The organism is Streptomyces sp. SAI-170 (assembly GCF_049739565.1).
Classification (GTDB): domain Bacteria; phylum Actinomycetota; class Actinomycetes; order Streptomycetales; family Streptomycetaceae; genus Streptomyces.
Genome location: NZ_JBMGQD010000001.1, coordinates 5,690,257 through 5,714,707 on the forward strand (window position 1 = coordinate 5,690,257; position 24,451 = coordinate 5,714,707).

The 24,451-nt window shown below is 71.9% G+C and carries 23 protein-coding genes and 1 pseudogene; 12 read left to right on the forward strand and 12 right to left on the reverse strand.

The window, feature by feature from the left end:
• Window positions 1–23: 23 nt before the first annotated feature.
• Both RKD23_RS25500 and RKD23_RS25505 read right to left on the reverse strand, forming a co-directional pair.
• A complete protein-coding gene (locus RKD23_RS25500; protein WP_424855780.1) occupies window positions 24–290 on the reverse strand; it encodes a protealysin inhibitor emfourin in 267 nt (88 codons plus the stop codon).
• Between the two features lie 21 nt (window positions 291–311).
• Complete coding sequence (locus RKD23_RS25505) at window positions 312–1,376, reverse strand: M4 family metallopeptidase (RefSeq protein ID WP_424858327.1); 1,065 nt, start codon at window positions 1,374–1,376, stop codon at window positions 312–314.
• A gap of 309 nt (window positions 1,377–1,685) precedes the next feature.
• Between RKD23_RS25505 and leuA the strand changes: the two genes are divergently transcribed.
• The 6 genes and pseudogenes from leuA to RKD23_RS25535 all read left to right on the forward strand — a co-directional run bounded on the left by leuA (window position 1,686) and on the right by RKD23_RS25535 (window position 8,970).
• Window positions 1,686–3,407: a 2-isopropylmalate synthase gene (gene leuA, locus RKD23_RS25510; RefSeq protein ID WP_424855781.1), complete on the forward strand. Its 1,722-nt coding sequence runs from the start codon at window positions 1,686–1,688 to the stop codon at window positions 3,405–3,407.
• 186 nt (window positions 3,408–3,593) lie between these two features.
• Complete coding sequence (locus RKD23_RS25515) at window positions 3,594–4,295, forward strand: TerB family tellurite resistance protein (protein WP_404035307.1); 702 nt, start codon at window positions 3,594–3,596, stop codon at window positions 4,293–4,295.
• Window positions 4,296–4,418: 123 nt separating this feature from the next.
• Window positions 4,419–6,488 carry an MMPL family transporter gene (locus RKD23_RS25520; RefSeq protein ID WP_424855782.1) on the forward strand — a complete coding sequence of 690 codons (2,070 nt, stop codon included), beginning with the start codon at window positions 4,419–4,421 and terminating at the stop codon, window positions 6,486–6,488.
• A 97-nt stretch (window positions 6,489–6,585) separates the two neighbouring features.
• Complete coding sequence (locus RKD23_RS25525; RefSeq protein WP_424858328.1) at window positions 6,586–7,752, forward strand: sensor histidine kinase; 1,167 nt, start codon at window positions 6,586–6,588, stop codon at window positions 7,750–7,752.
• A gap of 123 nt (window positions 7,753–7,875) precedes the next feature.
• A pseudogene (locus RKD23_RS25530) lies at window positions 7,876–8,494 on the forward strand (response regulator).
• Window positions 8,494–8,970, forward strand: coding sequence for a protein phosphatase (locus tag RKD23_RS25535; protein ID WP_424855783.1), 477 nt, complete (start codon window positions 8,494–8,496; stop codon window positions 8,968–8,970). Before RKD23_RS25530 ends, RKD23_RS25535 begins: the two are co-directional and overlap by 1 nt.
• Here the strand turns inward: RKD23_RS25535 and RKD23_RS25540 are convergent.
• Window positions 8,958–10,484 (reverse strand): alpha/beta hydrolase, encoded by a 1,527-nt coding sequence (locus RKD23_RS25540; protein WP_424855784.1) that lies wholly within the window; start codon window positions 10,482–10,484, stop codon window positions 8,958–8,960. The genes RKD23_RS25535 and RKD23_RS25540 overlap by 13 nt on opposite strands.
• A gap of 181 nt (window positions 10,485–10,665) precedes the next feature.
• Between RKD23_RS25540 and recO the strand changes: the two genes are divergently transcribed.
• Window positions 10,666–11,412, forward strand: coding sequence for a DNA repair protein RecO (gene recO, locus RKD23_RS25545; RefSeq protein ID WP_424855785.1), 747 nt, complete (start codon window positions 10,666–10,668; stop codon window positions 11,410–11,412).
• Between the two features lie 24 nt (window positions 11,413–11,436).
• Window positions 11,437–12,270: an isoprenyl transferase gene (locus RKD23_RS25550; protein ID WP_424855786.1), complete on the forward strand. Its 834-nt coding sequence runs from the start codon at window positions 11,437–11,439 to the stop codon at window positions 12,268–12,270.
• A gap of 40 nt (window positions 12,271–12,310) precedes the next feature.
• Here the strand turns inward: RKD23_RS25550 and RKD23_RS25555 are convergent, their stop codons facing one another.
• From RKD23_RS25555 to RKD23_RS25570, 4 genes are read right to left on the reverse strand one after another with little or no spacing between them, the layout of a single operon-like run.
• Window positions 12,311–12,724 carry a Fur family transcriptional regulator gene (locus RKD23_RS25555; RefSeq protein ID WP_404035287.1) on the reverse strand — a complete coding sequence of 138 codons (414 nt, stop codon included), beginning with the start codon at window positions 12,722–12,724 and terminating at the stop codon, window positions 12,311–12,313.
• Window positions 12,725–12,783: 59 nt separating this feature from the next.
• Entirely contained in the window at window positions 12,784–13,686 is a 903-nt protein-coding gene (locus RKD23_RS25560; protein WP_424855787.1) for a metal ABC transporter permease, read from the reverse strand.
• Window positions 13,686–14,483, reverse strand: coding sequence for a metal ABC transporter ATP-binding protein (locus RKD23_RS25565; protein WP_424855788.1), 798 nt, complete (start codon window positions 14,481–14,483; stop codon window positions 13,686–13,688). Before RKD23_RS25565 ends, RKD23_RS25560 begins: the two co-directional genes overlap by 1 nt.
• Window positions 14,480–15,439 (reverse strand): metal ABC transporter substrate-binding protein, encoded by a 960-nt coding sequence (locus RKD23_RS25570; RefSeq protein ID WP_424855789.1) that lies wholly within the window; start codon window positions 15,437–15,439, stop codon window positions 14,480–14,482. Before RKD23_RS25570 ends, RKD23_RS25565 begins: the two co-directional genes overlap by 4 nt.
• Window positions 15,440–15,599: 160 nt before the next feature.
• On the opposite strand from RKD23_RS25570, the gene RKD23_RS25575 reads away from it, so the two are divergent.
• Window positions 15,600–16,982, forward strand: coding sequence for a glycine--tRNA ligase (locus RKD23_RS25575; protein ID WP_404035275.1), 1,383 nt, complete (start codon window positions 15,600–15,602; stop codon window positions 16,980–16,982).
• Between the two features lie 114 nt (window positions 16,983–17,096).
• Here RKD23_RS25575 and RKD23_RS25580 read toward each other — a convergent pair whose 3' ends face one another.
• Window positions 17,097–17,687, reverse strand: coding sequence for an NAD(P)-dependent oxidoreductase (locus RKD23_RS25580; RefSeq protein WP_424858330.1), 591 nt, complete (start codon window positions 17,685–17,687; stop codon window positions 17,097–17,099).
• Window positions 17,608–18,642 (reverse strand): EamA family transporter, encoded by a 1,035-nt coding sequence (locus tag RKD23_RS25585; RefSeq protein ID WP_424855790.1) that lies wholly within the window; start codon window positions 18,640–18,642, stop codon window positions 17,608–17,610. The genes RKD23_RS25580 and RKD23_RS25585 overlap by 80 nt, the downstream gene beginning before the upstream one ends.
• 79 nt (window positions 18,643–18,721) lie before the next feature.
• Here RKD23_RS25585 and RKD23_RS25590 point away from each other — a divergent pair, with 79 nt between their 5' ends.
• A complete protein-coding gene (locus RKD23_RS25590; protein ID WP_424855791.1) occupies window positions 18,722–19,630 on the forward strand; it encodes a LysR family transcriptional regulator in 909 nt (302 codons plus the stop codon).
• On the opposite strand, the gene RKD23_RS25595 is transcribed toward RKD23_RS25590, so the two are convergent.
• Window positions 19,608–20,651, reverse strand: a complete 1,044-nt coding sequence (locus tag RKD23_RS25595) for a chitinase (RefSeq protein ID WP_424855792.1) — start codon at window positions 20,649–20,651, stop codon at window positions 19,608–19,610. The genes RKD23_RS25590 and RKD23_RS25595 overlap by 23 nt on opposite strands.
• Window positions 20,652–20,815: 164 nt before the next feature.
• Here RKD23_RS25595 and RKD23_RS25600 point away from each other — a divergent pair, with 164 nt between their 5' ends.
• Both RKD23_RS25600 and RKD23_RS25605 read left to right on the forward strand, forming a co-directional pair.
• A complete protein-coding gene (locus tag RKD23_RS25600; protein ID WP_424855793.1) occupies window positions 20,816–21,823 on the forward strand; it encodes an aldo/keto reductase in 1,008 nt (335 codons plus the stop codon).
• 23 nt (window positions 21,824–21,846) lie between these two features.
• Window positions 21,847–22,434, forward strand: coding sequence for a TetR/AcrR family transcriptional regulator (locus RKD23_RS25605; RefSeq protein ID WP_424855794.1), 588 nt, complete (start codon window positions 21,847–21,849; stop codon window positions 22,432–22,434).
• On the opposite strand, the gene RKD23_RS25610 is transcribed toward RKD23_RS25605, so the two are convergent.
• Window positions 22,391–22,888, reverse strand: a complete 498-nt coding sequence (locus RKD23_RS25610; protein ID WP_424855795.1) for a hypothetical protein — start codon at window positions 22,886–22,888, stop codon at window positions 22,391–22,393. The two genes, RKD23_RS25605 and RKD23_RS25610, sit on opposite strands and share 44 nt — an antisense overlap.
• A 124-nt stretch (window positions 22,889–23,012) precedes the next feature.
• Window positions 23,013–24,440 (reverse strand): MFS transporter, encoded by a 1,428-nt coding sequence (locus RKD23_RS25615; RefSeq protein WP_424855796.1) that lies wholly within the window; start codon window positions 24,438–24,440, stop codon window positions 23,013–23,015.
• Between the last annotated feature and the right edge of the window lie 11 nt (window positions 24,441–24,451).

The window sequence follows — 24,451 nt, forward strand, 5'->3', positions numbered from 1 at the left end:
AACGGGCCTGAACCGATCGCGCGTTATGCGCCTTCCTTCAGCACCCTTGTGATCAGCCTGCGCTGGTCGTCGGTCAGCCGGGGGTCCGCGCAGTACACCGTCTTCCCGTCGACCGTGATCTCGTAGCCGAACCCGTCCGGCACCCCGGCCGGGGGCGTGCCCCGGCCGGTCGCGAGCGTGCGCTCGGCCAGGGCGTGCCACTCCTGGGCGTCGGCGCGGCCCGAGGTGTCCACCTCGGCGTACCGCTCGATGCCCGCGAAACCTCCCGTGCGCCTCACCTGAATCCGCATGGGTCCCTGTCTAGTACGGAACTACAGCGTGCGCACGCCGACCTGCTCCCAGGCCTTGCTGACGGCGGTGAGTTCGTCGCCCTCGCCGTAGCGGGCCCTGGCCGCCTTCACGGTGAGCGTGGCGAAGTCCGTGAACAGGGCGTCCTCGTGGAGTTCGCCGCCGGTCAGCACGTCGTACCAGACGCGGCCCGCGCGCTCCCAGGCGTGGCCGCCGAGGGCGGTCGCCGCGAGGTAGAAGGCGTGGTTGGGGATGCCGGAGTTGATGTGGACGCCGCCGTTGTCGCGGCCGGTGTGGACGTAGTCGTCCATCGTCGCGGGCTGCGGGTCCTTGCCGAGGACGTCGTCGTCGTACGCCGTGCCCGGCTCCTTCATCGAGCGCAGCGCGGTGCCGGTCACGCGCGGGGCGAGCAGGCCCGCGCCGATCAGCCAGTCGGCCTCGGTGGCGGTCTGGCCGAGGGTGTACTGCTTGATCAGCGAGCCGAAGACGTCCGACAGGGACTCGTTGAGGGCGCCGGACTGGCCGAAGTAGGCGAGGTTGGCGGTGTACTGGGTGACGCCGTGGGCGAGTTCGTGGCCGATGACGTCGACGGGGATCGTGAAGTCGAGGAAGATCTCGCCGTCTCCGTCGCCGAACACCATCTGCTCGCCGTTCCAGAAGGCGTTGTTGTAGTCCTCCTCGTAGTGGACCGTCGCGTCCAGCGGGAGGCCCGAGCCGTCGATCGAGTCGCGCGCGAAGGCGGTGAGGAACAGTTCGTACGTCGCCCCCAGGCCGGCGTACGCGCGGTTGACGGTGGCGTCCCTGCCGGGCTCCTCGCCCTCGGCGCGGACCTTCTTGCCGGGCAGGGTGGTCCGGTGCCGGGCGTCGTAGATGGTGCGGTTCGGTTTGCCGGACTCGGCTCCCGTGGGCGGGGCCACGGCGGCGGCGCCGATCACCGTGGTCAGGCGGCGCTGGGTGCGCTCGAAGGCGTCGCGCTGGAGGGTGCGGCGGGCGGGGCCGGAGAGGCGGGGGTCCTCCGCCCGGGCCAGCTGGTCGAGAACGTGCGGCGGGACGATGGTGCAGAAGACTGGCGTCATGCCCGGCACCATCGCACTGAGATATGTCGCTGTCACTACCAGCAACCATGATCGGTGAAAAACGGGGGAAGTGAGCCCGAATCGGCCTCTGGAAGTGGTATAGCGCACTTTTTGTCCGATTTGACGTCTGCGGTCCCGCATACTGATACGAACCTTCGCGGCGAAGGCGGCTCGGCTAGCATGCTGCGCATCATGCGTTTCGGGCTGCTTCTCCTTAGCTGCCGCGGCGAGGGCCTGTAGTCCAGGTCGACTCCCTCCCCGCGGAGCTTGGCGTTGCGTCGTCGGCCGTCCTTCCGGACATCCTGAGGAGCCTTACGCATCATGGCGAACCGCCAGCAGCCCACCTCCATGCCGATCCACAAGTACGGCCGCTACGAGCAGGTCGACATCGCCGACCGCACCTGGCCGAACCGACGGATCACCGCCGCCCCCCGCTGGCTGTCCACGGACCTGCGCGACGGCAACCAGGCCCTGATCGACCCGATGTCGCCCGAGCGCAAGCGCCGGATGTTCGACCAGCTGGTCAAGATGGGCTACAAGGAGATCGAGGTCGGCTTCCCCGCCTCCGGCCAGACCGACTTCGACTTCGTACGCTCCATCATCGAGGAGCCGGGCGCCATCCCGGACGACGTCACCATCTCCGTGCTGACCCAGGCCCGTGAGGACCTGATCGAGCGGACCGTGGAGTCCCTGAAGGGCGCCAAGCGCGCCACGGTCCACCTGTACAACGCCACCGCCCCGGTCTTCCGCCGGGTCGTCTTCCGCGGCTCCAAGGACGACATCAAGCAGATCGCCGTCGACGGCACCCGCCTGGTGATGGAGTACGCCGAGAAGCTGCTGGGCCCCGAGACCGAGTTCGGCTACCAGTACAGCCCGGAGATCTTCACCGACACCGAGCTGGACTTCGCGCTGGAGGTCTGCGAGGCGGTGATGGACGTCTACCAGCCCGGCCCGGGCCGCGAGATCATCCTCAACCTGCCCGCCACCGTGGAGCGTTCCACGCCCTCCACCCACGCGGACCGCTTCGAGTGGATGGGCCGCAACCTGTCCCGCCGCGAGTACGTCTGCCTGTCGGTCCACCCGCACAACGACCGGGGCACCGCCGTCGCCGCCGCCGAGCTGGCCCTGATGGCCGGCGCCGACCGCGTCGAGGGCTGCCTGTTCGGGCAGGGCGAGCGCACCGGCAACGTCGACCTGGTCACGCTGGGCATGAACCTGTTCTCCCAGGGCGTCGACCCGCAGATCGACTTCTCCGACATCGACGAGATCCGTCGTACGTGGGAGTACTGCAACCAGATGGAGGTCCACCCGCGCCACCCGTACGTGGGCGACCTGGTCTACACGTCCTTCTCCGGCTCCCACCAGGACGCCATCAAGAAGGGCTTCGACGCCATGGAGGCCGAGGCCGCCGCGAAGGGCGTCACCGTCGACGACATCGAGTGGGCGGTCCCCTACCTGCCGATCGACCCGAAGGATGTCGGCCGTTCCTACGAGGCGGTCATCCGCGTCAACTCGCAGTCCGGCAAGGGCGGTGTCGCGTACGTCCTGAAGAACGACCACAAGCTGGACCTGCCGCGCCGCATGCAGATCGAGTTCTCCAAGCTGATCCAGGCCAAGACCGACGCCGAGGGCGGCGAGGTCACGCCGAAGGACATCTGGGCCGTCTTCCAGGACGAGTACCTGCCGAACCCGGACAACCCGTGGGGCCGCATCCAGCTGAAGGCCGGCCAGTCCACCACCGACAAGGACGGCGTGGACACGCTGACCGTGGAGGCCGAGGTCGACGGCACGGAGGTCACCCTGGTCGGCACCGGCAACGGTCCGATCTCCGCCTTCTTCCACGCGCTGCAGGGCATCGGCGTCGACGCCCGACTGCTGGACTACCAGGAGCACACCATGAGCGAGGGCGCCTCCGCGCAGGCCGCCTCGTACATCGAGTGCGCCATCGACGACAAGGTCCTGTGGGGCATCGGCATCGACGCCAACACCACCCGCGCCTCGCTGAAGGCGGTCATCTCCGCCGTCAACCGCGCCGCGCGGTAACCCCCGCCCCTCGTCGCTTCGCTGCCCCGCCCGCCGTACGCACGGCCGGCGGGGCACCGTCGTATACCAGCCATATGAACCCCCAGGTCACGGAAAGGTCTCGTCCGGGGTGCTGACTAGGGCTGGGCGATGTGGCTAACATCACGCCAGCGCGGCGATGTTGCCGCGCGGTGACGGAGGTGCGACGTGCTGCCAGGACGGGGACGAGACGGCCGAGCCGACAAGGCTGTGCGCATCCTGGGCACCCGCGTCGCGTGGACCGCCGTCGGTGACGGGCAGTTCTTCTGCCCCGGCTGCGGCGGCGACCGCAACTACCAGCGGCTCACCGGGCGCCGCCGCTTCACCCTGCTGGGCGTTCCGGTGCTGCCGCGCGGCGAGACCGGGCCCGCCGTCGAGTGCGCGGACTGCAGGCGCCGCTACGGCACGGAGGTCCTCGACCACCCCACCACCAGCCGTTTCGCGGCGATGCTCCGGGACGCCGTGCACACCGTCGCCCTCGCGGTCCTCGCCGCGGGAGGCGGGCCCCGTGCGCGGCTCGCCCTGACCGCGGCGGCCGGCGCGGTGCGGCAGGCCGGCTTCGACGACTGCACGGAGGACAAGCTCAACGCGCTGGTCGAGGCCCTCGCCGCGGACACCGGCCGGGTGTACGGCGCCCCGTGCGGGCCCGGACTGGCCATAGAGCTGCACGAGGCACTGGACCCGCTCGCCCCCCACCTCGCCCCCTCCGGGCGGGAGTCGATCCTGCTCCAGGGCGCGCGGATCGCCCTCGCGGACGGCCCGTACACGCCCGCGGAGCGGGAGGTCCTCGCGACGGTCGGGTCGGCGCTGACGATCGCGGCCGACGAGGTGACACGGCTCCTGGCCGCCGCAGTACTCCCCCGGGAGTAACCGGCCCCTCACATCACCCCGGGCAGTACCCCCGAACTCGGCCGCAGGCGCGACGAATCGGCCCTTCCTCGCCGGGAGTCTGGAGTCACATCCAGACATTCGTGCCGGAGGGAGGCCCGATCCATGGGGGCCGCAAACACACGGACACGGCGCAGAGCCGTGCCCTGGCTGGTGCTCGCGCTGTGGGTCGGCGTACTCGCCGTCGCCTCGCCGTTCGCCGCGAAACTCGCGGACGTGCAGCGCGACCGCGTCACCGACTACCTGCCCGCGAGCGCCGACTCCACCCAGGTGGCCGAGCTCCAGGAGAAGCTGCCGGGCGGCGAGAGCACCCAACTGGTCCTCGTCTACCACCGCGACGGCGGCCTCACCGCGGCCGACCGGCGCACGGCGGACGAGCAGGTCGCCGCGATCGACGGCGAGCACGCGCTGACCGCCACCCCCGAGGGCGTGCCCTCCCAGGACGGCGCGACCCTGATGTACCCGGTCGCCAGCAACGAACCCGGGGACGACGAGAAACTGCGCGACGCCTTCGTCAACGACGTGCGCGACACCGTCCACGGCGGCGACGGCCTGACCGTCGAGGTCGGCGGCCCCGGCGCACTCCTCACCGACTCCGCGGAGGTCTACAACTCCCTCGGCGGACCGCTGCTCTACACCACCGCCGCCGTGGTGGCCGTGCTGCTGATCCTCATCTACCGCAGCCCCGTGCTGTGGCTGCTGCCGCTCGTCGTCGCCGGCGTCGCCGACTACCTGTCCATGGCCGTCGCCTACGGCCTCAACCAGGCGTTCGGCACCGCCGTCTCCGGCGCCGGCTCCGGCATCATGACGATCCTCGTCTTCGGCGCCGGCACCGACTACGCCCTCCTCCTCGTCTCCCGCTACCGCGAGGAACTGCGGCGCATCGAGCGGCCGTACGACGCCATGAAGGCCGCGCTGCGCAGTTGCGGCCCCGCCGTGCTCGCCTCCTCGGGCACCGTCGCCGCGGGGCTGCTCTGCCTGCTCGCCGCCGACCTGAACTCCAACCGCGGCATGGGCCCGCTCGGCACCGTCGGAGTGCTGTGCGCGCTCCTCGCCATGCTCAGCCTGCTGCCCGCGATCCTGGTCCTGCTCGGCCGCCGCGTGTTCTGGCCGCTCGTCCCCGCCTTCGGCAGCACCCCCAAGGCCCGCCGCTCGCTGTTCGCCGCGATGGGCGGCTCCGCCGGACGCCGCCCCGTCGCGGTCCTCGTCTCGGGCGCCGTCGCGCTCGGCGCGCTCGCCCTCGGCGCCCTCAACCTGCCCGGCACGGTCAAGCAGGAGGACTCCTTCGTCGACCGGCCCGAGTCCGTCACCGCCATGCTGACCCTGGCCGAGGCCTACCCCGAGAGGTCCAGCCAGCCCATCACCGTCATGACCCCGGCCGACCGCGCCGCCGCCACCCTCGCCGCCGCACGTGACACCGACGGAGTCGACAGCGCCCGGCTCGGCCGTACCGGAGACGGCTGGACCGAGGTGTCCGTGACCGCCTCCGCCCCACCGCAGACGGCCGCCGAGACCCGCACCATCGAGGCGCTGCGCGAAAAGCTCGACGGCTCCTACGTCGGCGGACCCAGCGCCCAGCAGCTCGACCTGAAGGACGCCAGCGCCCGCGACCAGAAGGTCGTCGTGCCCCTCGTCCTCGTCTCCGTCCTGCTCATCCTGATCGCCCTGCTGCGCTCCCTGGTCGCCCCGCTGATGCTGGTGGCCGCCGTGGTCGCCGTGTGGGGCGCGGCCCTCGGCATCGGCGGGCTGGTGTTCGGGCCGCTGTTCGGCTTCGAGGGCACCGACCCCGGGCTCGGGCTGCTGTCCTTCGTGTTCCTGGTCGCCCTGGGCGTCGACTACGGCATCTTCCTGATGCACCGCATGCGCGAGGAGTCGCTCCGCGGCGCCGAACCCGCCACGGCCGCGCTCACCGCGCTGCGCACCACCGGCGGGGTCATCGCCTCCGCGGGCCTGGTCCTCGCCGCGACCTTCGCGGTGCTGATGAACATGGGCCTCGTCCAGCTCGTCGAACTCGGCTTCGTCATCGCCGTCGGCGTCCTGCTCGACACCTTCCTCGTGCGCACCTACCTGGTCACCAGCGCGAGCGTCGCCCTCGGCCGCAAGGTGTGGTGGCCCGGCCGGATGTCCCGGGCGCCGGAGCCCGAGCCGGCGGTCCGCCAGCCGGAACGCGTCTGAACCTCCAGGCGCCCCTCCCTCCCGGAGGGGCGCCTTCCTCACGGAAGATGAGGCCGTGCCCGAAGCAGCCCCGAAACCCCGCGTCGGTGAGCGGATCATGGCGGTGATCAACCGCGACCCGCTGACCGCCCCGCACGCCCTGCGCAACGACATCCTGCTCGTCCTCGCCACCACCGCCCACGCCGTCGCCGTCGCCCTGGCCACCGACCCGGCCCGCCGCCCCGACGCGCTCGGCTGGGCCCTGCTGCTCGCCGGGCAGGTGCCGAACGTGTGGCGGCGCCGCCGCCCGCTGCTGGTGCTGGCCGCGACGGTCGCGCTGCTGCTGCCGTACCACGCCCTCGACAACAACCACACCGCGCCCGTCCCCGCCTCCTACCTCGCCCTCTACACCGTCGCCGTCACCTGCCGGCCCCTCTACACGCTGCTCACCAGCGGCACGGCCCTGGCCCTGGCGATGAGCATCATGGTGTTCGTCAACAAGCACCAGGCCGCGGAACTGCTGCGGACCTTCGGCTGGGTGATCGCCGTGGTCTTCGTCGGCATCGACGTCCGCTTCTACCGGCAGTACGTCGCCGCCATCGTCGAGCGCGCCGAACGCGCCGAACGCACCCGCGAGGAGGAGGCCCGCCGCCGGGTCGCCGAGGAACGCCTGCGCATCGCCCGCGACCTGCACGACCTGCTCGCCCACAGCATCACCCTCATCGGCGTGCAGACCTCCGTCGCCGCCCACGTCCTGAACGCCGACCCCGAACGGCTGGACCGGGCGACCGTCGCCAAGGCCCTCGACGACATCGCCGAGACCTGCCGCAGCGCGCGCGGCGAACTGCGCACCACCCTGGAGGTGCTGCGCGAACACGGCACACCCGACGCGCGCGGGCCGCTGCCCGACCTGCGCGGTCTGCCGGGCCTCGCCGAGGCCGCCCGGGTCGCGGGGGCCGAGGTCGACCTGTCGGTCTGTGCCGGGGACGTGCCGCCCGCCGTCGGCGCGGCCGCCTACCGGATCGTGCAGGAGGCCCTCACCAACGCCGTACGCCACGGCGGGCGCGACGACCTCGGCATCCGGGTGGGCGTGCACGCCGGGCAGGGCGCCCTGCGGGTCACCGTCACCGACGACGGAGCCGGCCAGGGCGGCGGCACACCCGGATTCGGGCTCGTCGGCATGCGCGAGCGGGCGCGCAGCGTCGGCGGCACCCTGGACGCCGGGCCGCTGCCCGGCCAGGGCTTCGAGGTCAGCGCCGTACTGCCGTTGGGGGCGGCGCAGTGAGCGGCGCCGCCTGGGGAGGAGCCCAGTGATCAGCCTCGTACCGTCAGCGTCCCCGGGAGGAACCCCGTGACCATCCGTGTCCTGCTCGCCGACGACCAGACCCTCGTACGGGCCGCGTTCGCGATGCTCGTCGAGTCCGCCAAGGACATGGCGGTCGTCGGCCAGGCCGGCACCGGCCGCGAGGCCGTCGAACTGGCCCGCAGCGAGCGCGCCGACCTGGTGGTGATGGACATCCGCATGCCCGACCTCGACGGCATCGAGGCCACCCGGCTGATCGCCGCCGACGAGGACCTCGCCGGGGTGAAGGTCCTCGTGCTCACCACGTACGACACCGACGAGCACATCGTCGAGGCCCTGCGCGCCGGGGCCTCCGGCTTCCTCGTCAAGGACACCCGCCCCGCCGAACTCCTCGACGCCATCCGCACGGTGGCCGGCGGCGAGGCCCTGCTGTCGCCCGGACCGACCTCCCGGCTCATCGCCCGCTTCCTGCGCAGCCCCCGCCACGACCCCGCTCGAGGGCGGCCCCGAGTGCCTCTCCGAGCGCGAGCGCGAAGTGCTCTCCCTGGTCGCGCGCGGCCTGAACAACACCGAGATCGGCGACGCCCTCCACCTGAGCCCCCTCACCGCGAAGACCCATGTCAGCCGCATCATGGGCAAGCTGGGGGCCCGCGACCGGGCGCAACTGGTCATCGTGGCGTACGAGTCGGGGCTGGTCACGCCGGGGACGGTGGGAGGGGTCTGATGGCGGGGACGGGTGAGACCTGGGAGGCGGGGGCGCCCGGGGTGCTGCGGTTGCCGTCGGGGCGGTCGGTGCGGGGGCGGGGGCTGCGCCGGCCGCTCGACGCGCAGGCGCCCCTGCCGACGTACGGGGTCTATCTGCTGGGCCGGCGGCCGCCCGCCGTGCCCTGGGAGAGCCACTGGCTCCGCTGGCCCGACTTCCGGCTCCCGGCCGACCGCCGGGAGGCCCGCACGGTGCTGGCCGAGGCGTGGCGGCGGGCCGCCGCCGAGCGCGTGGAACTCGCCTGCGGCGGCGGACGCGGCCGCACCGGGACGGCCCTCGCCTGCCTCGCCGTCCTGGACGGGGTACCGGCCGAGGAGGCGGTGGCCTATGTGCGTGCGCATTACGACCGGCGAGCCGTGGAGACGCCTTGGCAGCGGAGGTATGTGGAGCGGTTCGGGAGCGAGGGTGGCGGGGCCGGCGCCGGTCAGCGGCAGTAGAGGTCCGTGGCGGGGCGCCGGCCCGTGGCCAGGAACCGGGTGACGGTGGCGTCGCCGCAGGCGTTGCCGTTGGCGAGGTAGGCGTCGTGGCCGGTGGAGTCCACCGTCACCATCACGGCACGCCGGCCCAGGGCCTCGCGGAGCTTGCGCGCACCGCTGAGCGGCGTGGCCACATCGCGCTCGTTCTGCACGAGCAGGAACGACGAGCGGCCCTTGTCGCCGATCCGCACCGGCGGCTCCTTCGGCGCGAACGGCCAGGCGGCGCAGGCCATCGGGCCGCGCGGCATGCCCGCGGTGAGGGGGAAGGCGGCGCGGCTGTCGTGGACGTCCTGCTGGTAGCCGGCGGCCGAGGCGGGGAACGCCACGTCGTTGCATATCGTGCCGATCGCGACCGCCGTGACGTTCTGCAGCACCGCCTCCGGCGGGGCGGGCGGCGCGGGCGGCACCTGCCCCTTGCGGGCGGCGTTGATCAACTGGGCCAGGGCGGGGTAGCCGTCAGGGTCGTAGAGGCTGGTCAGCATGGCCTGGCGCAGTTCGTTCCCGTCCAGCACGGGCGGGTTGGCGCCGGGGCGGGGGAGCGGTGCGCGGTCGAGCCGGGCGGCCAACTCCAGGAAGACCCGGCGCACTTCGGCCGAGGTCGCGGCGACACGGTCCGGGGTGCCCGGGGTGGAGGCGTACCTGGCGAACTCGGGGAAGGTGTCCTCGACGCCCTGCTCGAACCCCGCGAGCCAGGCGCGGCCGACTCGATCGGGGTCCGGGTTGTCGTTGCTGTCCAGCACGAACCTGTCCGTGCGGTGCGGGAACAACTCGCCGTAGACCGCGCCGACATACGTCCCGTACGACACACCCCACGCCGAGATCCGCCGCTCGCCCAGCGCCGCCCGGATGCGGTCCAGGTCACGGGCCTCGTTCGCCGTGCTGATGTGCCGGATCAGCTCACCGCCGTTGCGTGCGCAGGCCTCCGACATCCGGCGGGCATTCGCCATGTTTCCCTCGACGGATCCGTCCGGCGCCGGCCACGGCCTGAGCTTCGTCGCCGCCAGGTCGGAGGTGTCGAGGTCACATGTCACCGCCGTGGACGGTGCCATGCCTCGCGGTGCGAACCCGATGAGGTCGTACGCGTCCCGGACCTCCTGCGGGAGAACCTTCGCCTTCTCCGACGGCTGCCCGATGCTCGTCCCGCCGGGCCCACCCGGGATCAGCAGCAGCGCCCCGCGCCGGGCGGAGGGGTCCTCGCTGGGCAGCCGCGAGACGGCGATCCGGATCTGCTTGCCGTCCGGCTTCGCGTAGTCCATAGGCACGGACAGGGTCGCGCATTGCTGACGGGGATCGAGACCGGGGCCGCCGCCTTCGCATGCGCCCCATCGGAGGGTCGAGGGGGAGGCCGTTGTCATCGAGGGGCTTGCCGTGGCGGGAGCCGTGAGACCGAGGCCGAGACCGGCTGCGGCTGTGGCTCCGGCGAGGCCGAGCAGTGTGGCACGGCCGGCCCGGGAGTGACGCGTCGACTTCTTCATGCCCCGAGCCTCGCCGATCTTGCCGGCCCACCACATCCGGGCAACGTCCCTATTCCTCCTGGGGTTTACCCGAGGAGGCCCCTCGGGGTCACCCCTGAGCCCCGCCGGCTCCGCCTCCGCGTAGCGAGTGATGTCGGGCACGCGGGCACAGGGACCGGAGCCGGTGCGGGAGAATGGGGGTATGAGTCTGTTCCGTGATGACGGCATCGTGCTGCGCACCCAGAAGCTGGGTGAGGCGGATCGGATCATCACGTTGCTGACGCGGGGGCATGGGCGGGTGCGGGCCGTGGCTCGGGGGGTGCGGCGCACCAAGTCGAAGTTCGGGGCTCGGCTGGAGCCCTTCTCGCATGTGGATGTGCAGTTCTTCGCGCGGGGCAGTGAGCTGGTGGGGCGGGGGCTGCCGCTGTGCACACAGAGCGAGACCATCGCGCCGTACGGGGGCGGGATCGTCACCGACTACGCCCGCTACACCGCCGGGACGGCCATGCTGGAGACCGCCGAGCGGTTCACCGATCATGAGGGGGAGCCTGCCGTGCAGCAGTATCTGCTGCTGGTGGGGGCCTTGAGGACGCTGGCGCGCGGGGAGCATGCTCCTCACCTCGTGCTCGACGCCTTCCTGCTGCGCTCCCTCGCCGTCAACGGCTACGCCCCCAGCTTCAGCGACTGCGCGAAGTGCGGGATGCCCGGTCCCAACCGGTTCTTCTCCGTGGCCTCGGGCGGCTCCGTGTGTGTGGACTGCCGGGTGCCCGGTAGCGTCGTACCGTCGCCGCAGACGCTCGAACTGCTCGGCGCGCTGCTCACGGGCGACTGGGAGACCGCCGACGCGTGCGAGCCGCGGTACGTGCGGGAGGGCAGCGGGCTGGTGTCCGCCTATCTGCACTGGCATCTGGAGCGCGGGCTGCGCTCCCTTCGGTACGTCGAGAAGTAAGAAGCAAGAGGAGACGAGACGCACATGGTCGTACGCGGGTTCCTGGGGCGCCAGCGCCGCGAGTACAGGACGCCGGAGCCGCACCCGTCCGGCGCGCGGCCGCCGAAGCTCCCGGGTGAGCTGATCCCGAACCATGTGGCGATCGTGATGGACGGGAACGGGCGGTGGGCCAAGGAGCGCGGCCTGCCCCGTACCGAGGGGCACAAGGTCGGCGCCGAGCGCGTGCTCGACGTGCTGCAGGGCGGCATCGAGATGGGTGTCGGGGCCATCTCCCTGTACGCCTTCTCCACCGAGAACTGGAAGCGGTCGCCCGACGAGGTCCGCTTCCTGATGAACTTCAACCGCGACTTCATCCGCAAGACCCGTGATCAGCTGGACGAGCTGGGCATCCGGGTGCGCTGGGTGGGCCGTATGCCCAAGCTGTGGAAGTCGGTGGCCAAGGAGCTGCAGATCGCCCAGGAGCAGACGAAGGACAACGACCGGCTGACCCTGTACTTCTGCATGAACTACGGCGGTCGCGCCGAGATCGCCGACGCGGCGAAGGCCCTCGCGGAGGACGTGAAGGCGGGCCGGCTGGACCCCGCCAAGGTCAGCGAGAAGACGCTCCAGAAGTACATGTACTACCCGGACATGCCGGACGTGGACCTGTTCCTGCGCCCGAGCGGTGAGCAGCGCACGTCCAACTACCTGCTGTGGCAGAGCGCCTACGCGGAGATGGTGTTCCAGGACGTGCTGTGGCCGGACTTCGACCGCCGTGATCTGTGGCGGGCCTGCCTCGAGTTCGCCTCCCGGGACCGGCGCTTCGGCGGGGCCATCCCGAACGAGGAGCTGCTCGCCATGGAGGGCCGGCAGGAGTAAGGCGCGGGGGAGGGGGCGCGGCAGCGCCCCCCGCGGCCGGTCAGCCCTTCGTCGCGCAGTCCGCGCAGGTGCCGAAGATCTCCACCGTGTGCGCCACGTTCACATAGCCGTGTTCCGCGGCGATGGCCTCCGCCCAGGTCTCCACGGCCGGGCCCTCGACCTCGACGGCCTTGCCGCAGGCGCGGCAGACGAGGTGGTGGTGGTGTTCGCCGGTCGAGCAGCGGCGGTAGACGGACTCGCCGTCGGAGGTGCGCAGGACGTCGACCTCGCCGGCCTCGGCGAGGGACTGCAGGGTGCGGTAGACCGTGGTGAGGCCGACGGAGTCGCCCTTGTGCTTGAGCATGTCGTGCAGATCCTGCGCGCTGCGGAACTCGTCGACCTCGTCGAGCGCGGCCGCCACCGCGGCACGCTGCCGGGTGGAGCGGCCCTTCACGGGCGGTCCAGCGGTCGTCACCGGTTGCCTCCTCACGTCTCGCCTTGCCGGGCCATTGTGCCAGCCCGGGCAGGGGGCGGTCAGACGCCGACTTCCTTCTCGGGGCCCCGGCTGGCCGGAATCGCACACTCCGCCGGGTCTCCCGCGGGCACCGCGGCGGCCGCCGCCCGGGCCCTGCGACGGGCCAGGGGAGTGGCCAGCGCGGTCAGGGCGATGAAGGCGGCGATGGCGAGCAGCACGATCGTCGCGCCGGGCGGTACGTCCTGGTAGTAGGAGGTCACCGTGCCGCCGATGGTCACCGTCACGCCCAGCGCGACCGCGATGACGAAGGTGGTGGCGAAGCTGCGGCTGATCTGCTGGGCGGCGGCCACCGGGACCACCATCAGGGCCGAGACCAGCAGCAGGCCGACCACGCGCATGGCGACCGTGACCGTCACCGCGGCCGTGACGGCGACGAGGAGGTTCAGCGCGCGCACCGGCAGCCCGGTGACCCGCGCGAACTCCTCGTCCTGGCTGACGGCGAACAGCTGGCGGCGCAGCAGCAAAGTGGTGAGGATCACGAATCCGGCGAGGATGCAGATGGCCTGGACGTCCGCCTCGGACACCGTGGACAGGGAGCCGAAGAGGAACGACATCAGGTTGGCGTTGGCGCCGCCGGGCGCGAGGTTGATCAGCATCACGCCGCCGGCCATACCGCCGTAGAAGAGCATGGCGAGGGCGATGTCGCCGCGGGTCTTGCCGTACCAGCGGATCAGTTCCATCAGGACCGCGCCGGCGACGGAGACCAGCGTGGCCATCCACACCGGGGACCAGGACAGCATGAAGCCGAGGCCGACGCCGGTCATGGCGACATGGCCGATGCCGTCGCCCATGAGGGCCTGGCGGCGCTGGACGAGGTAGATGCCGATCGCGGGCGCGGTGATGCCGACGAGGACCGCGGCGATCAGGGCCCGCTGCATGAAGGCGTAGTTCAGGAATTCCATCAGCTCAGCAGTCCTGTGCGGATCGGCTCGGCGTCGTGGGCCGCGTGCGGGTGTACGTGGTCGTGGCCGGGCAGCGCGTGCTGGCCGACCGCCTCGGGCGGCGGGCCGTCGTGCAGGACGCAGCCGTCGCGCAGGACGACCGCCCGGTCGATCAGGGGCTCCAGCGGTCCGAGTTCGTGCAGGACCAGCAGGACGGTGGCGCCCGCGGCGACCTGGGTGCGCAGGGTCTCCGCGAGCACCTCCTGGCTGGCCAGGTCGACGCCCGCCATCGGCTCGTCCATGATCAGCAGCTCGGGCTCGGAGGCGAGCGCGCGGGCGATCAGCACGCGCTGGTGCTGGCCGCCGGAGAGGGCGTCGACGGAGTCCTTGGCGCGGTCGGCCATGCCGACGAGGTCCAGGGCACGGCGTACGGCCGCGTGGTCGGCCTTGCGCAGGACGCCGAGGCGGGCGCGGGACAGGCGGCCCGCGGAGACGACCTCGGTGACGGTGGCGGGCACGCCGCCCGCGGCGGTGGTGCGCTGCGGTACGTAGCCCACGCGCGCCCAGTCGCGGAAGCGGCGGCGCGGGGTGCCGAACAGCTCGATCTCACCGGCCGACACCGGCACCTGGCCGATGACGCTGCGTACGGCGGTCGACTTGCCGGAGCCGTTCGCGCCGAGCAGCGCGACGACCTCACCGCGCCGGACGGTGAGGTCGATGCCGCGCAGGACGGTGCGCGAACCCAGCTCGGCGCGTACGCCGCGCAGGGATATGACGGGCTCGGTGCTCGCGCCCATGGCGTCCTCCGTGAAGCTCATTTGGTTCCCAGGGCGGTCTGGAGCGCCTTGAGGTTTGCCCGCATGACCTGGAAGTAGTCGTCGCCGCGGGACTTGTCGGTGATGCCCTCGACGGGGTCGAGGACGTCCGTCTTCAGGCCGGCGTCGGAGGCGAGGGTCTTCGCGGTCTTGTCGGAGACCAGTGTCTCGTAGAAGACGGTGGTCACGCCGTCGGCCTTGGCCTCCTCCTGGAGCTCCCTGACGCGGGCGGGGCTGGGCTCGCTCTCCGGGTCGAGGCCGGAGATGGCCTCCTGGGTGAGGCCGTAGCGCTCGGCGAAGTAGCCGAAGGAGGCGTGGTTGGTGAAGAAGACCTTGGTCTTCGTGTTCTTCAGGCCGTCCGCGAGGTCCGTGTTCAGCTCGCCGAGCTGCTTGACCAGGGCGGCGGTGTTCTTCTCGTAGTCGGCGGCGTGGTCCGGGTCGGCCTTCGCGAAGGCCTTGCCGACGCCCTTGGCGATCTCGGCGTACTTGACCGGGTCGGTCCACACGTGCGGGTCGAGGTGGGCGCCGTCCTCTTCCTCGGAAGCCTCCGAGGCGCCATGGTCATGGCCGTCCTCGGCGCCGTGGTCCTCGAGGTCGGTCAGCTCGGCCGCGTCGATCTTCGTGTCGATGCCGGACTGCTTCACGGCGTCGTCGACGGCGGGCTGGAGGCCGGCGAGGTAGAGGGCCGCGTCGGACTCCTCCAGCTGTGCCCGCTGCTGGGCGCTGATGTCCAGATCGTGCGGCTCCTGGCCGGGCTCGGTGAGGGTCGTCACATGGACGTGGTCCCCGCCTATCCGCTCCGCGAGGAACTCCATCGGGTAGAACGACGCGACGACGTCGAACTTGTCCGTGTTGCCCGCAGCCGAGCTGTCGGAGGAGCAGGCGGACAGGGTCGCGAGACCGAGAGCGGTGGCCGCCGCGATCGCGATCCCGGATATGTGCTGTCGTCGTACGTTCATGACACTCATTTTCAGCAAAGATGGAAACCATTGTCAACAAAGCTGCTGAACGGGCCGAAGACCGGACCGATTTGGTCGAGGGGCAGCCTGCGCCGGTAATCTGAAGCATTCGCTGGAAGCACCTCGCTTCGTCGCCCGTCGTCGTAATGAAGAGAGCACCGTGGCCGCCGACAAGATCGACACCATCGTCAGCCTGAGCAAGCGCCGTGGCTTCGTTTTCCCCTGCAGTGAGATCTACGGCGGTCAGCGCGCCGCCTGGGACTACGGACCGCTGGGTGTCGAGCTCAAGGAGAACCTGAAGCGCCAGTGGTGGCGCTACATGGTGACGTCGCGCGAGGACGTGGTCGGTATCGACTCCTCCGTGATCCTCGCCCCCGAGGTCTGGGTCGCCTCCGGTCACGTCGCCACCTTCTCCGACCCGCTCACCGAGTGCACCTCCTGCCACAAGCGGTTCCGCGCGGACCACCTGGAGGAGGCCTACGAGGCCAAGCACAACCGTGCGCCGGAGAACGGCCTGGCGGACATCAACTGCCCCAACTGCGGCAACAAGGGCCAGTTCACCGAGCCCAAGCAGTTCTCGGGCCTGCTCGCCACCCACCTCGGCCCGACGCAGGACACCGGCTCCATCGCCTACCTGCGCCCCGAGACCGCCCAGGGCATCTTCACCAACTTCGCCCAGGTGCAGGTCGCTTCGCGCAAGAAGCCGCCGTTCGGCATCGCGCAGATGGGCAAGTCCTTCCGCAACGAGATCACGCCCGGCAACTTCATCTTCCGCACCCGCGAGTTCGAGCAGATGGAGATGGAGTTCTTCGTCAAGCCGGGCGAGGACGAGAAGTGGCAGGAGTACTGGATGGAGCAGCGCTGGAACTGGTACACCGGCCTGGGCCTGCGCGAGGAGAACATGCGGTGGTACGAGCACCCGAAGGAGAAGCTCTCCCACTACTCCAAGCGCACCGCCGACATCGAGTACCGCTTCCAGTTCGGCGGCAACGAGTGGGGTGAGCTGGAGGGCGTCGCCAACCGCACCGACTACGACCTCGGTGCCCACTCCAAGGCCTCCGGCCAGGACCTCGCCTACTACGACCAGGAGGCCCAGGAGCGCTGGACGCCGTACGTCATCGAGCCCGCGGCCGGTGTCGGCCGCGCGATGCTGGCGTTCCTGCTCGACGCGTACGTCGAGGACGAGGCGCCCAACGCCAAGGGCAAGATGGAGAAGCGCACCGTGCTGCGCCTCGACCACCGCCTCGCCCCGGTGAAGGTCGCCGTCCTGCCGCTGTCCCGCAACGCGGAGCTGTCGCCGAAGGCCAAGGGCCTCGCCCAGGCGCTGCGCCAGCACTGGAACATCGAGTTCGACGACGCCGGTGCGATCGGGCGCCGCTACCGTCGCCAGGACGAGATCGGTACGCCGTTCTGTGTGACCGTCGACTTCGACACGCTGGACGACAACGCGGTGACCGTGCGTGAGCGCGACACCATGAAGCAGGAGCGGGTGTCCCTCGACCAGATCGAGGGCTACCTCGCCTCGCGGCTTATTGGCTGCTGAGCTTCGCTGCTCTTGAGGTACCAGGGGGCTCCGCCCCCTGGACCCCCGGCCTTTGCCCACCCTCCGCCCGTTACCACTCGGCTGGAGGGTGGGCTCGTCCTTTTCCGCTGTCTCTCAGCGATGCGCCACCGTGATCAGCTGCTCCCCGCCCGGCCTCTCCAGTTCGTCCACCGCCGCCACCGCCAGGTCCTCCGCGCTGATCCACGAGCGGCCGTCGGACGCCGTCAGCAGGGTGTCCGTGCCGCGGCGGTACGTGCCTGTGCGGGTGCCTGGTTCCAGGAGGGCCGGTGGGGCGAGGTAGGTCCAGGCGTGGTGGGGGTGGGCGCGGCAGGCGGCGAGCTGGGCCAGGCCGGCCGCGGCGACGGGCCTGATCTCCGCCGGGACGTAGGCCGGGTTGTCCGCGACCAGCAGGTCCGGCTCGGCCGGGCTGCGCAGGACGCCGGCGCCGCCGACCACCAGGGTGCGTATGCCCAGGTCCAGCACCGCGACGGTCGTACCGACGAGGAAGGGCTCGTCGACCGGGTTCGTGCGGACCGCGACCACCACCGCGTCCACGCCCGTCAGGGCCGCGCGCAGGGCGTCCGTGTCGGTCGCGTCGACGGGGACCGGCGTGATGTGCGGGTGGTCACCGGCGGGCTTGCGGGACAGAGCGCGGATCCGGTGTCCGCGGCCGGCCGCCTCGGTGATCACTCGGCTGCCGACCATGCCGGTCGCGCCGAGGACGGCGATCGTCAGAGGTGTCGTCATGGGATGCGTTCTCCTTGGTGTGCGGGTTGCTTCCGCGCAGGCGCGGCGCGCTGAACTGCGCGGCGAGCAGCGAGGCGAGGGCGAGGACGAAGCCGAGGGCCTGGAGGGGGCCGAGGGTCTCCCCGAGGGCGAGACCGACCAGGGTCGCGACCAGCGGGGACAGCAGCACCAGCGGGGCGGAGGCGGCCACCGGCAGCCTGCCGAGCCCGCGGAACCAGAGCGTGAACGAGATCAGCCCGCCCATGCTGCCCAGCCAGAGGTAGCCGGCGACGGCGTCCACGTCGACCGGCGGGGGCGTGATGCCCTCCACGGCGAGGGTGAGGGGCAGCAACACCAGCCCGCCCACGGTGAGTTGCCAGCCCGCCAGGGTCATCGCGCCGACCCCGGCGGGGCGGCCCCAGCGCCGGGTGAGGACCACGCCGGTGGCCATGCCCGCCGTGCCGCCGAGGCCGGCGAGCACGCCGACCGCGTCCAGCCGGGCCCCCGGCCCGAGCACCACCAGGCCGACACCGAGCACGCCGATCACGCCCCAGCTCCAGGTCCAGGCCGTCGGCCGGGTGTGCAGCACCCCGATGGCGAGAGCGGCGACCAGCAGCGGCTGGACGGCGCCGAGGGTGCCGGCGACCCCGCCGGGCAGGCGTTCGGCGGCCACGAACAGCAGCGGGAACAGTGCGCCGATGTTGAGGGTGCCGAGGACGGCGGCCTTCCACCACCAGTCGCCGCGCGGCAGCACCCGGGTGATCGCCAGCGCCAGCAGTCCGGCGGGCAGGGCGCGCATCACCGCGGCGAACAGCGGATGCCCGGCGGGCAGCAGCTCGGTGGTGACGGCGTACGTGGTGCCCCAGGAGACCGGGGCGAGGGCAGTCAGGGCCACGGTCGCCGCACGCGGTCCGTACGAGGTCGAGGTCTGCATGCGAGGAGTCTCGGCCCCTGAAGTCCATGGCTCCAAAGCATGGTTGCGATGGCAGCCATGGCCCAGGACGATGAATCCTGTGGATCTTCAGCAGATGCGGTACGTCGTCGCCGTCGCCGAGACGCGCAACTTCACCCGGGCCGCCGAGCGGTGCTCCGTGGTGCAGTCGTCCCTGAGCCACCGCATCGCGGGACTCGAACGGGAGCTGGGGGTGCGGCTGTTCGCGCGGTCCAGCCGCCGGGTGGAGCCGACGCCCGCGGGGGAGGCGTTCGTCGTGCGGGCGCGGGAGTGCCTGGAGGCGGCCGACCGGGCGGTGGCGGACGCCTCCGCGGCGGCGGGCGTGGTGCGGGGCAGGCTGGCCGTCGGGGTGATCGTGACCGCGGCCGCCGTCGACGTACCCGAACTGCTGCAGCGGTACCGGGCCCAGTACCCGCAGGTGCGGGTGGTGCTGCGGTCCGGGCGCAGTGACGATCTCGTGGCGGCGATCCGGGACGGCGAGCTGGACATCGCGTTCCTGGGGCTGCCGGAGGGGCAACTGCCCACCGGGGTCGAGACGTTGGTGCTCGACCATGACGAGCATGTGCTGGTGGTGCCGGGCGGGCACCGGCTCGCGGGGGCCTCGCGGGTGGCGTTGCGGGACATCGCCGGGGAGACGTTCGTGGACTTCATGGTGGGCACGCCCGCGCGGGCGCAGTCCGATCAGGCGTTCGCCGCCGCGGGGTTGGCGCGGGACGTGGCGTACGAGGTGGGGGTGGTCGAGATGATCACCCGGCTGACCGCGCGCGGGCTCGGGGTCGCGCTGCTGCCCTCGGCCTTCATCCGGCCGCTGGCCGCGGGCGACCCCGAGCTGGCGCTGGTGCCGGTGGTGGACGGGCCGCACCGGCTGGAGTGTCTGGCGTGGAGCCGGTTCAACCCGAGCCCGGCGACGCGGGCGATGCTGCGGGTGCTCGGGGTGCCCGCCGGGGTCAACGCCCCTGAAGCGCCTTGACGTTGTCGCCGAAGGTCCAGCCGCGTGCACCGTCCCAGTTGACCGACCAGGTCATCAGGCCCTTGAGCGACGTGCCGTAGTGCCGCCAGGCCTGGGCGACCAGGCTCGGGGACATATAACCGCCGCCCGCGCCCGACTGGGCCGGCAGACCCGGCACCTGCTTGTCGTACGGGACCCGGATCGTGGTGCCCTGCACGACCAGGCCCCTGTTGAGGCAGTCGGTCTGGGCGACGAAGCCCTCGACCGTGCCCGCGGAGTAGGAGTCGCCGGAGCAGCCGTACATGCTGCCGTTGTAGTACTGCATGTTCAGCCACCACAGGCGGCCGTTGTCGGCGTACTTCTTGATGATCGGCAGGTAGGCGCCCCAGATGGAGCCGTAGACGACGCTGCCGCCGGTGACGTACGCCGTCTCGGGCGCCATGGTGAGGCCGAAGCCGGCCGGCATACGGGCCAGGATGCCGTCGATGATGCGGATCAGGTTCGCCTGGGACGTGGACAGCTGGGTGATGCTGCCGCTGCCGACCAGGCCGGTCTCGATGTCGATGTCGATGCCGTCGAAGTTGTACGTCTTCAGGATCGGCACGATCGTCGCGACGAAACGGTCGGCCACCACCGTGGAGTTGAGGTCGATGCCGGCCGTCGCGCCGCCGATGGACAGCAGGATCGTCCGCCCGGCCGCCTTGGCCGCGCACATCTCCGACGGCGTGGCCACCTTCACGCCGCTGTCCATGCCGTCCTCCCACAGCGCGGTGCCGTCGGAGCGGATCACGGGGAAGGCCGCGTTGAGGACGTTGTAGCCGTGCGCGGGGATGCGGGAGTCGGTGATCGGGGTCCAGCCGAAGGGCGGGTGGACGCCGTTCGCGGCGCCGTCCCAGTTCTCCCAGTAACCCTGGAGGACCTTGCCGGCGGGGCGGGGTTTCAGGGCGCAGGTCTCGGCGGCCGTGGCGGTGGGCGCGGTGGTGAGTCCCAGGGGGGAGAGGAGCGCCGCGGTGAGGGCGCCGGCGAGCAGACGTCTGAGCATGCGAGGCCTCCCGGTGGGGGTGCGGTGAGGTGTCGTAGACATGACAGTCCTCTGGTCCAGACCTTTCGTCAAGAGGTCTGGACCGGGACGCGTCATCAAAGGAGATGACAAGTTTGGACTGACAGATATTGAAATCTGTCAGCTGTCATGGCAAGGTGGATGCCATGACGATCCAGACACGCACCCTCGGCACCACCGGCCCCCACGTCTCCGCCCTCGGCCTCGGCTGCATGGGCATGTCCGCGCTGTACGGAGAGGCGGACCGGGCCGAGTCCATCGCGACGATCCACGCGGCCCTGGAGGCCGGTGTGACGCTGCTCGACACCGGCGACTTCTACGGCATGGGCCACAACGAACTGCTGATCGGCGAGGCCCTGCGCACCGCCCCCGCGGCCCGGCGCGAACAGGCGCTGGTCAGCGTGAAGTTCGGCGCCCTGCGCGACCCGGACGGCGGCTGGAGCGGCTACGACGGACGGCCGGCCGCGGTGCGGAACTTCGCCGCCTACTCCCTCCAGCGCCTGGGCGTCGACCACATCGACGTCTACCGCATCGCGCGCCTCGACCCCACCGTCCCGATCGAGGAGACGGTCGGCGCGATCGCCGAGCTGGTCGAGAAGGGGTACGTCCGGCACATCGGCCTCAGCGAGGTCGGCGCCGACACCGTCCGCAGGGCCGCCGCCACCGCCCCGATCTCCGACCTCCAGATCGAGTACTCGCTGATCTCCCGCGGCATCGAGGAGGAGATCCTTCCCGCCACCCGTGAACTGGGCATCGCGATCACGGCGTACGGCGTGCTGTCCCGGGGCCTGATCTCCGGCCACTTCACCGCCGACCGGCAGCTCGGCGCGGGCGACTTCCGGGCCCTGTCCCCCCGCTTCCAGGGCGACAACCTCCGGCACAACCTGAACCTCGTCGAGGCGCTGCGCAAGATCGCCGCGGAGAAGGGTGTCAGCGTGGCCCAGATCGCGATCGCCTGGGTGCTGTCGCGCGGCGAGGACATCGTCCCGCTGGTCGGCGCCCGCACCCGCGAGCGGCTGGCCGAGTCCCTGGGCGCTCTGGACGTGACCCTGGAGGCCGCCGACCTCGCGGCTATCGAGGAGGCCGTCCCGGCCGGCGCGGCGGCGGGCGAGCGCTACCCGGCCGCGCAGATGGCTCACCTCGGGAGCGAGTGACGGCGGCGGGTACCGTCTAGGACATGGCAGCGACCACCGAGACCCTGACCGCCGAGCGCATCCTCGAGGCGACCGAGGAGGTGCTGCGCCGTCACGGACCGGCCAAGGCCACCGTGGTCGACGTGGCCCGCGCGCTCGGGGTCAGCCACGGCAGCGTCTACCGGCACTTCCGCACCAAGGCGGCGCTGCGCGAGGCGGTCACCAAGCGGTGGCTGGACCGCACCGCGGAGACGCTCTCCGTGATCGTCGCCGAGGAGCGCGACCCGCGGGCCCGGCTGCGGGACTGGCTGGCGGGGCTCTTCGAGGCCAAGCGGCGCAAGGCCGGGGACGACCCCGAGCTGTTCGCCACCTACATGGTGCTCACCGGGGAGAACACCGCGGCGGTCGGCGAGCACATCACCGACCTGGCCGGCCAGCTCACCCGGATCGTCGAGGCGGGCGTCGCCGACGGCACCTTCACCGCCGCCGACCCGGCCGCCACCGCCCTCGCGGTGTTCCAGGCGACCGGCCGCTTCCACGACCCGTGCTACGCCAAGGAGTGGGAACAGCCGGGCATCGAGGCCGAGTTCACGGCTGTGGTCGACCTGGTGCTGCGGGGGCTGCGCGCCTGAGGCGCAGCTCGGAGGCGTAGCCGGCGCCGATCGCGAGCAGCGCGGCGGTGACGGCGAGGACCGGGGCCGTACGGTTCGCCACGCCGTAGTAGGGATCCGAGGTGTAGACACTGCCGTCCTCGCGGACGCAGTCGAACGCCAGCGGCAGGTAGGACGCCCGGTGGTGGGACAGCCCCTCGACGGTCTCCGGCGGGATGTCGTCGTCGCGGCACGCGGGGGCCGGGACCGAGTCGGCGCCGTCACCGAAGGCGCTCTCGGAGGCCGCCACACCGAAAGCCCCCCACAGGTAGACGGCCGCGGCCCCCGTGGCGGCCAGCCAGGCGGCCCGCCGCACCAGGAGCCGTCGCCAGTCCTCGGGCCGGCCCGGCAGGGCGGCGCTCAGGACCGCGACGACGGCGAGGACCGCCCCGAGGGCGGCGGCGAGGAAGGCGGGGCCGGCCAGCAGCACCATCATGGTCCGGCTTCCTCCCGGTGAGCGCGTGTGTGTCCGCCCACCCCACCAGCGGCCCTCCCGCCGGGCTGTGACGGAAGCCACTCCTCCGGTCACAGCCCTGTCACAGGTCGCGGGGGAGCAGGCCTCAGGCGATCGTCCGCGGCAGCCGCAGGCTCAGCAGCCCCGTCACCACGATCCCCGCCAGCTGCACCAGCAGCGTCACGACGAGGGCGTCCCGCATGCCCATCGACGGGACGAGCGACAGGAACAGCGAGCCGAGCGTGGCCACGCCGAGCGCCAGCGCCGACTGCTGGGTCGTGTTCATCACGCCGCTGCCGACCCCCGCACGCTCCGGCGGCACCTCGGACATCACGATCCGGAAGATGACGGGCAGTTGCAGCGCCTGCCCCGCCCCCGCGATCGCCCCGCCCGGCAGCAGCGCCAGGAAGCCCGGGTCCGGCCAGGTGCGCCAGAAGGCCAGCACCATCAGCCCGATGCCCACCGCCTGGAGCACCGCACCGGCGGTCACCACGCGCGTGCCGAACCGGGTCACCAGCCGCGGCCCCGCCAGCGACAGGAAGAAGAACGCCACGGCCAGCGGCGCGAGCGCCAGCCCCGCCGCGACCGGCCCGAGCCCCGCGCCCTGCTGCAGGGCGACGGCCACCACGAACATGAACCCGCTGAACCCGATCGAGAACGGCAGGATCATCACCAGCCCGCGCCGCAGGGACTTCACCGCGAACAGGCTCGGCGGCACCAGCGGCGTCCGCCCCGCCCGGTCGGCCCGCCGCTCGACCGCGTAGAACCCGGCCGCCGCGAAGGGGAACGCGGCCAGCGACAGCCACGTCCACAGCGGCCAGCCCGCCGCCCGGCCCTCGGTGAGCGGGGCCAGCAGCGTCAGCAGGGACACCGCGAGCAGCACCGTGCCGGGACCGTCCAGCGGCTCCGGGCGCGGCGAGCGCGTCTCCGGCAGCGCACGCGCGGCCAGCGCCAGACCGGCCAGCACGACAGGTACGTTCACCAGGAACACCGCCCGCCAGCCGATCCCCGCCACGTCCGCGGCGACCAGCAGACCGCCGAGGATCTGCCCGGCCACCATGGACAGCCCGGCCGTCGCGCCGTACAGGCTCATCGCGCGGGCCCGGCGCGGTCCGGTGGTCGTCGCCTGCACGGTGGCCAGCACCTGCGGCAGCATCGCGGCGGCCGCCGCGCCCTGCGCGATGCGCGCCGCGACCAGACTCCACGCGCCCGGCGCGAGCCCGCACGCCAGCGAGGTCAGCCCGAAGGCCGCCATGCCGGCCAGGAACAGGCGGCGCCGCCCGAACTGGTCGCCGAGCCGTCCGCCGAGCACCAGCAGCACCGCGTACGCGACGCCGTACCCGGCCACCACCAGCTCCAGGACCGACTCGCCCGCCGCGAGGTCGCGGCCGATGTCGGGCAGAGCGACATTGACGATGAAGAAGTCGATGAGAGGGAGTGCCGCTCCGAGCAGCACGGTGAACAGTCCGAGGTCGCTCAGCCCGGGAGGGCCCACCGGCGAGCGGACCTGGCGTGAAGTCATGGTTTCGGTCACGACGTCGAGCC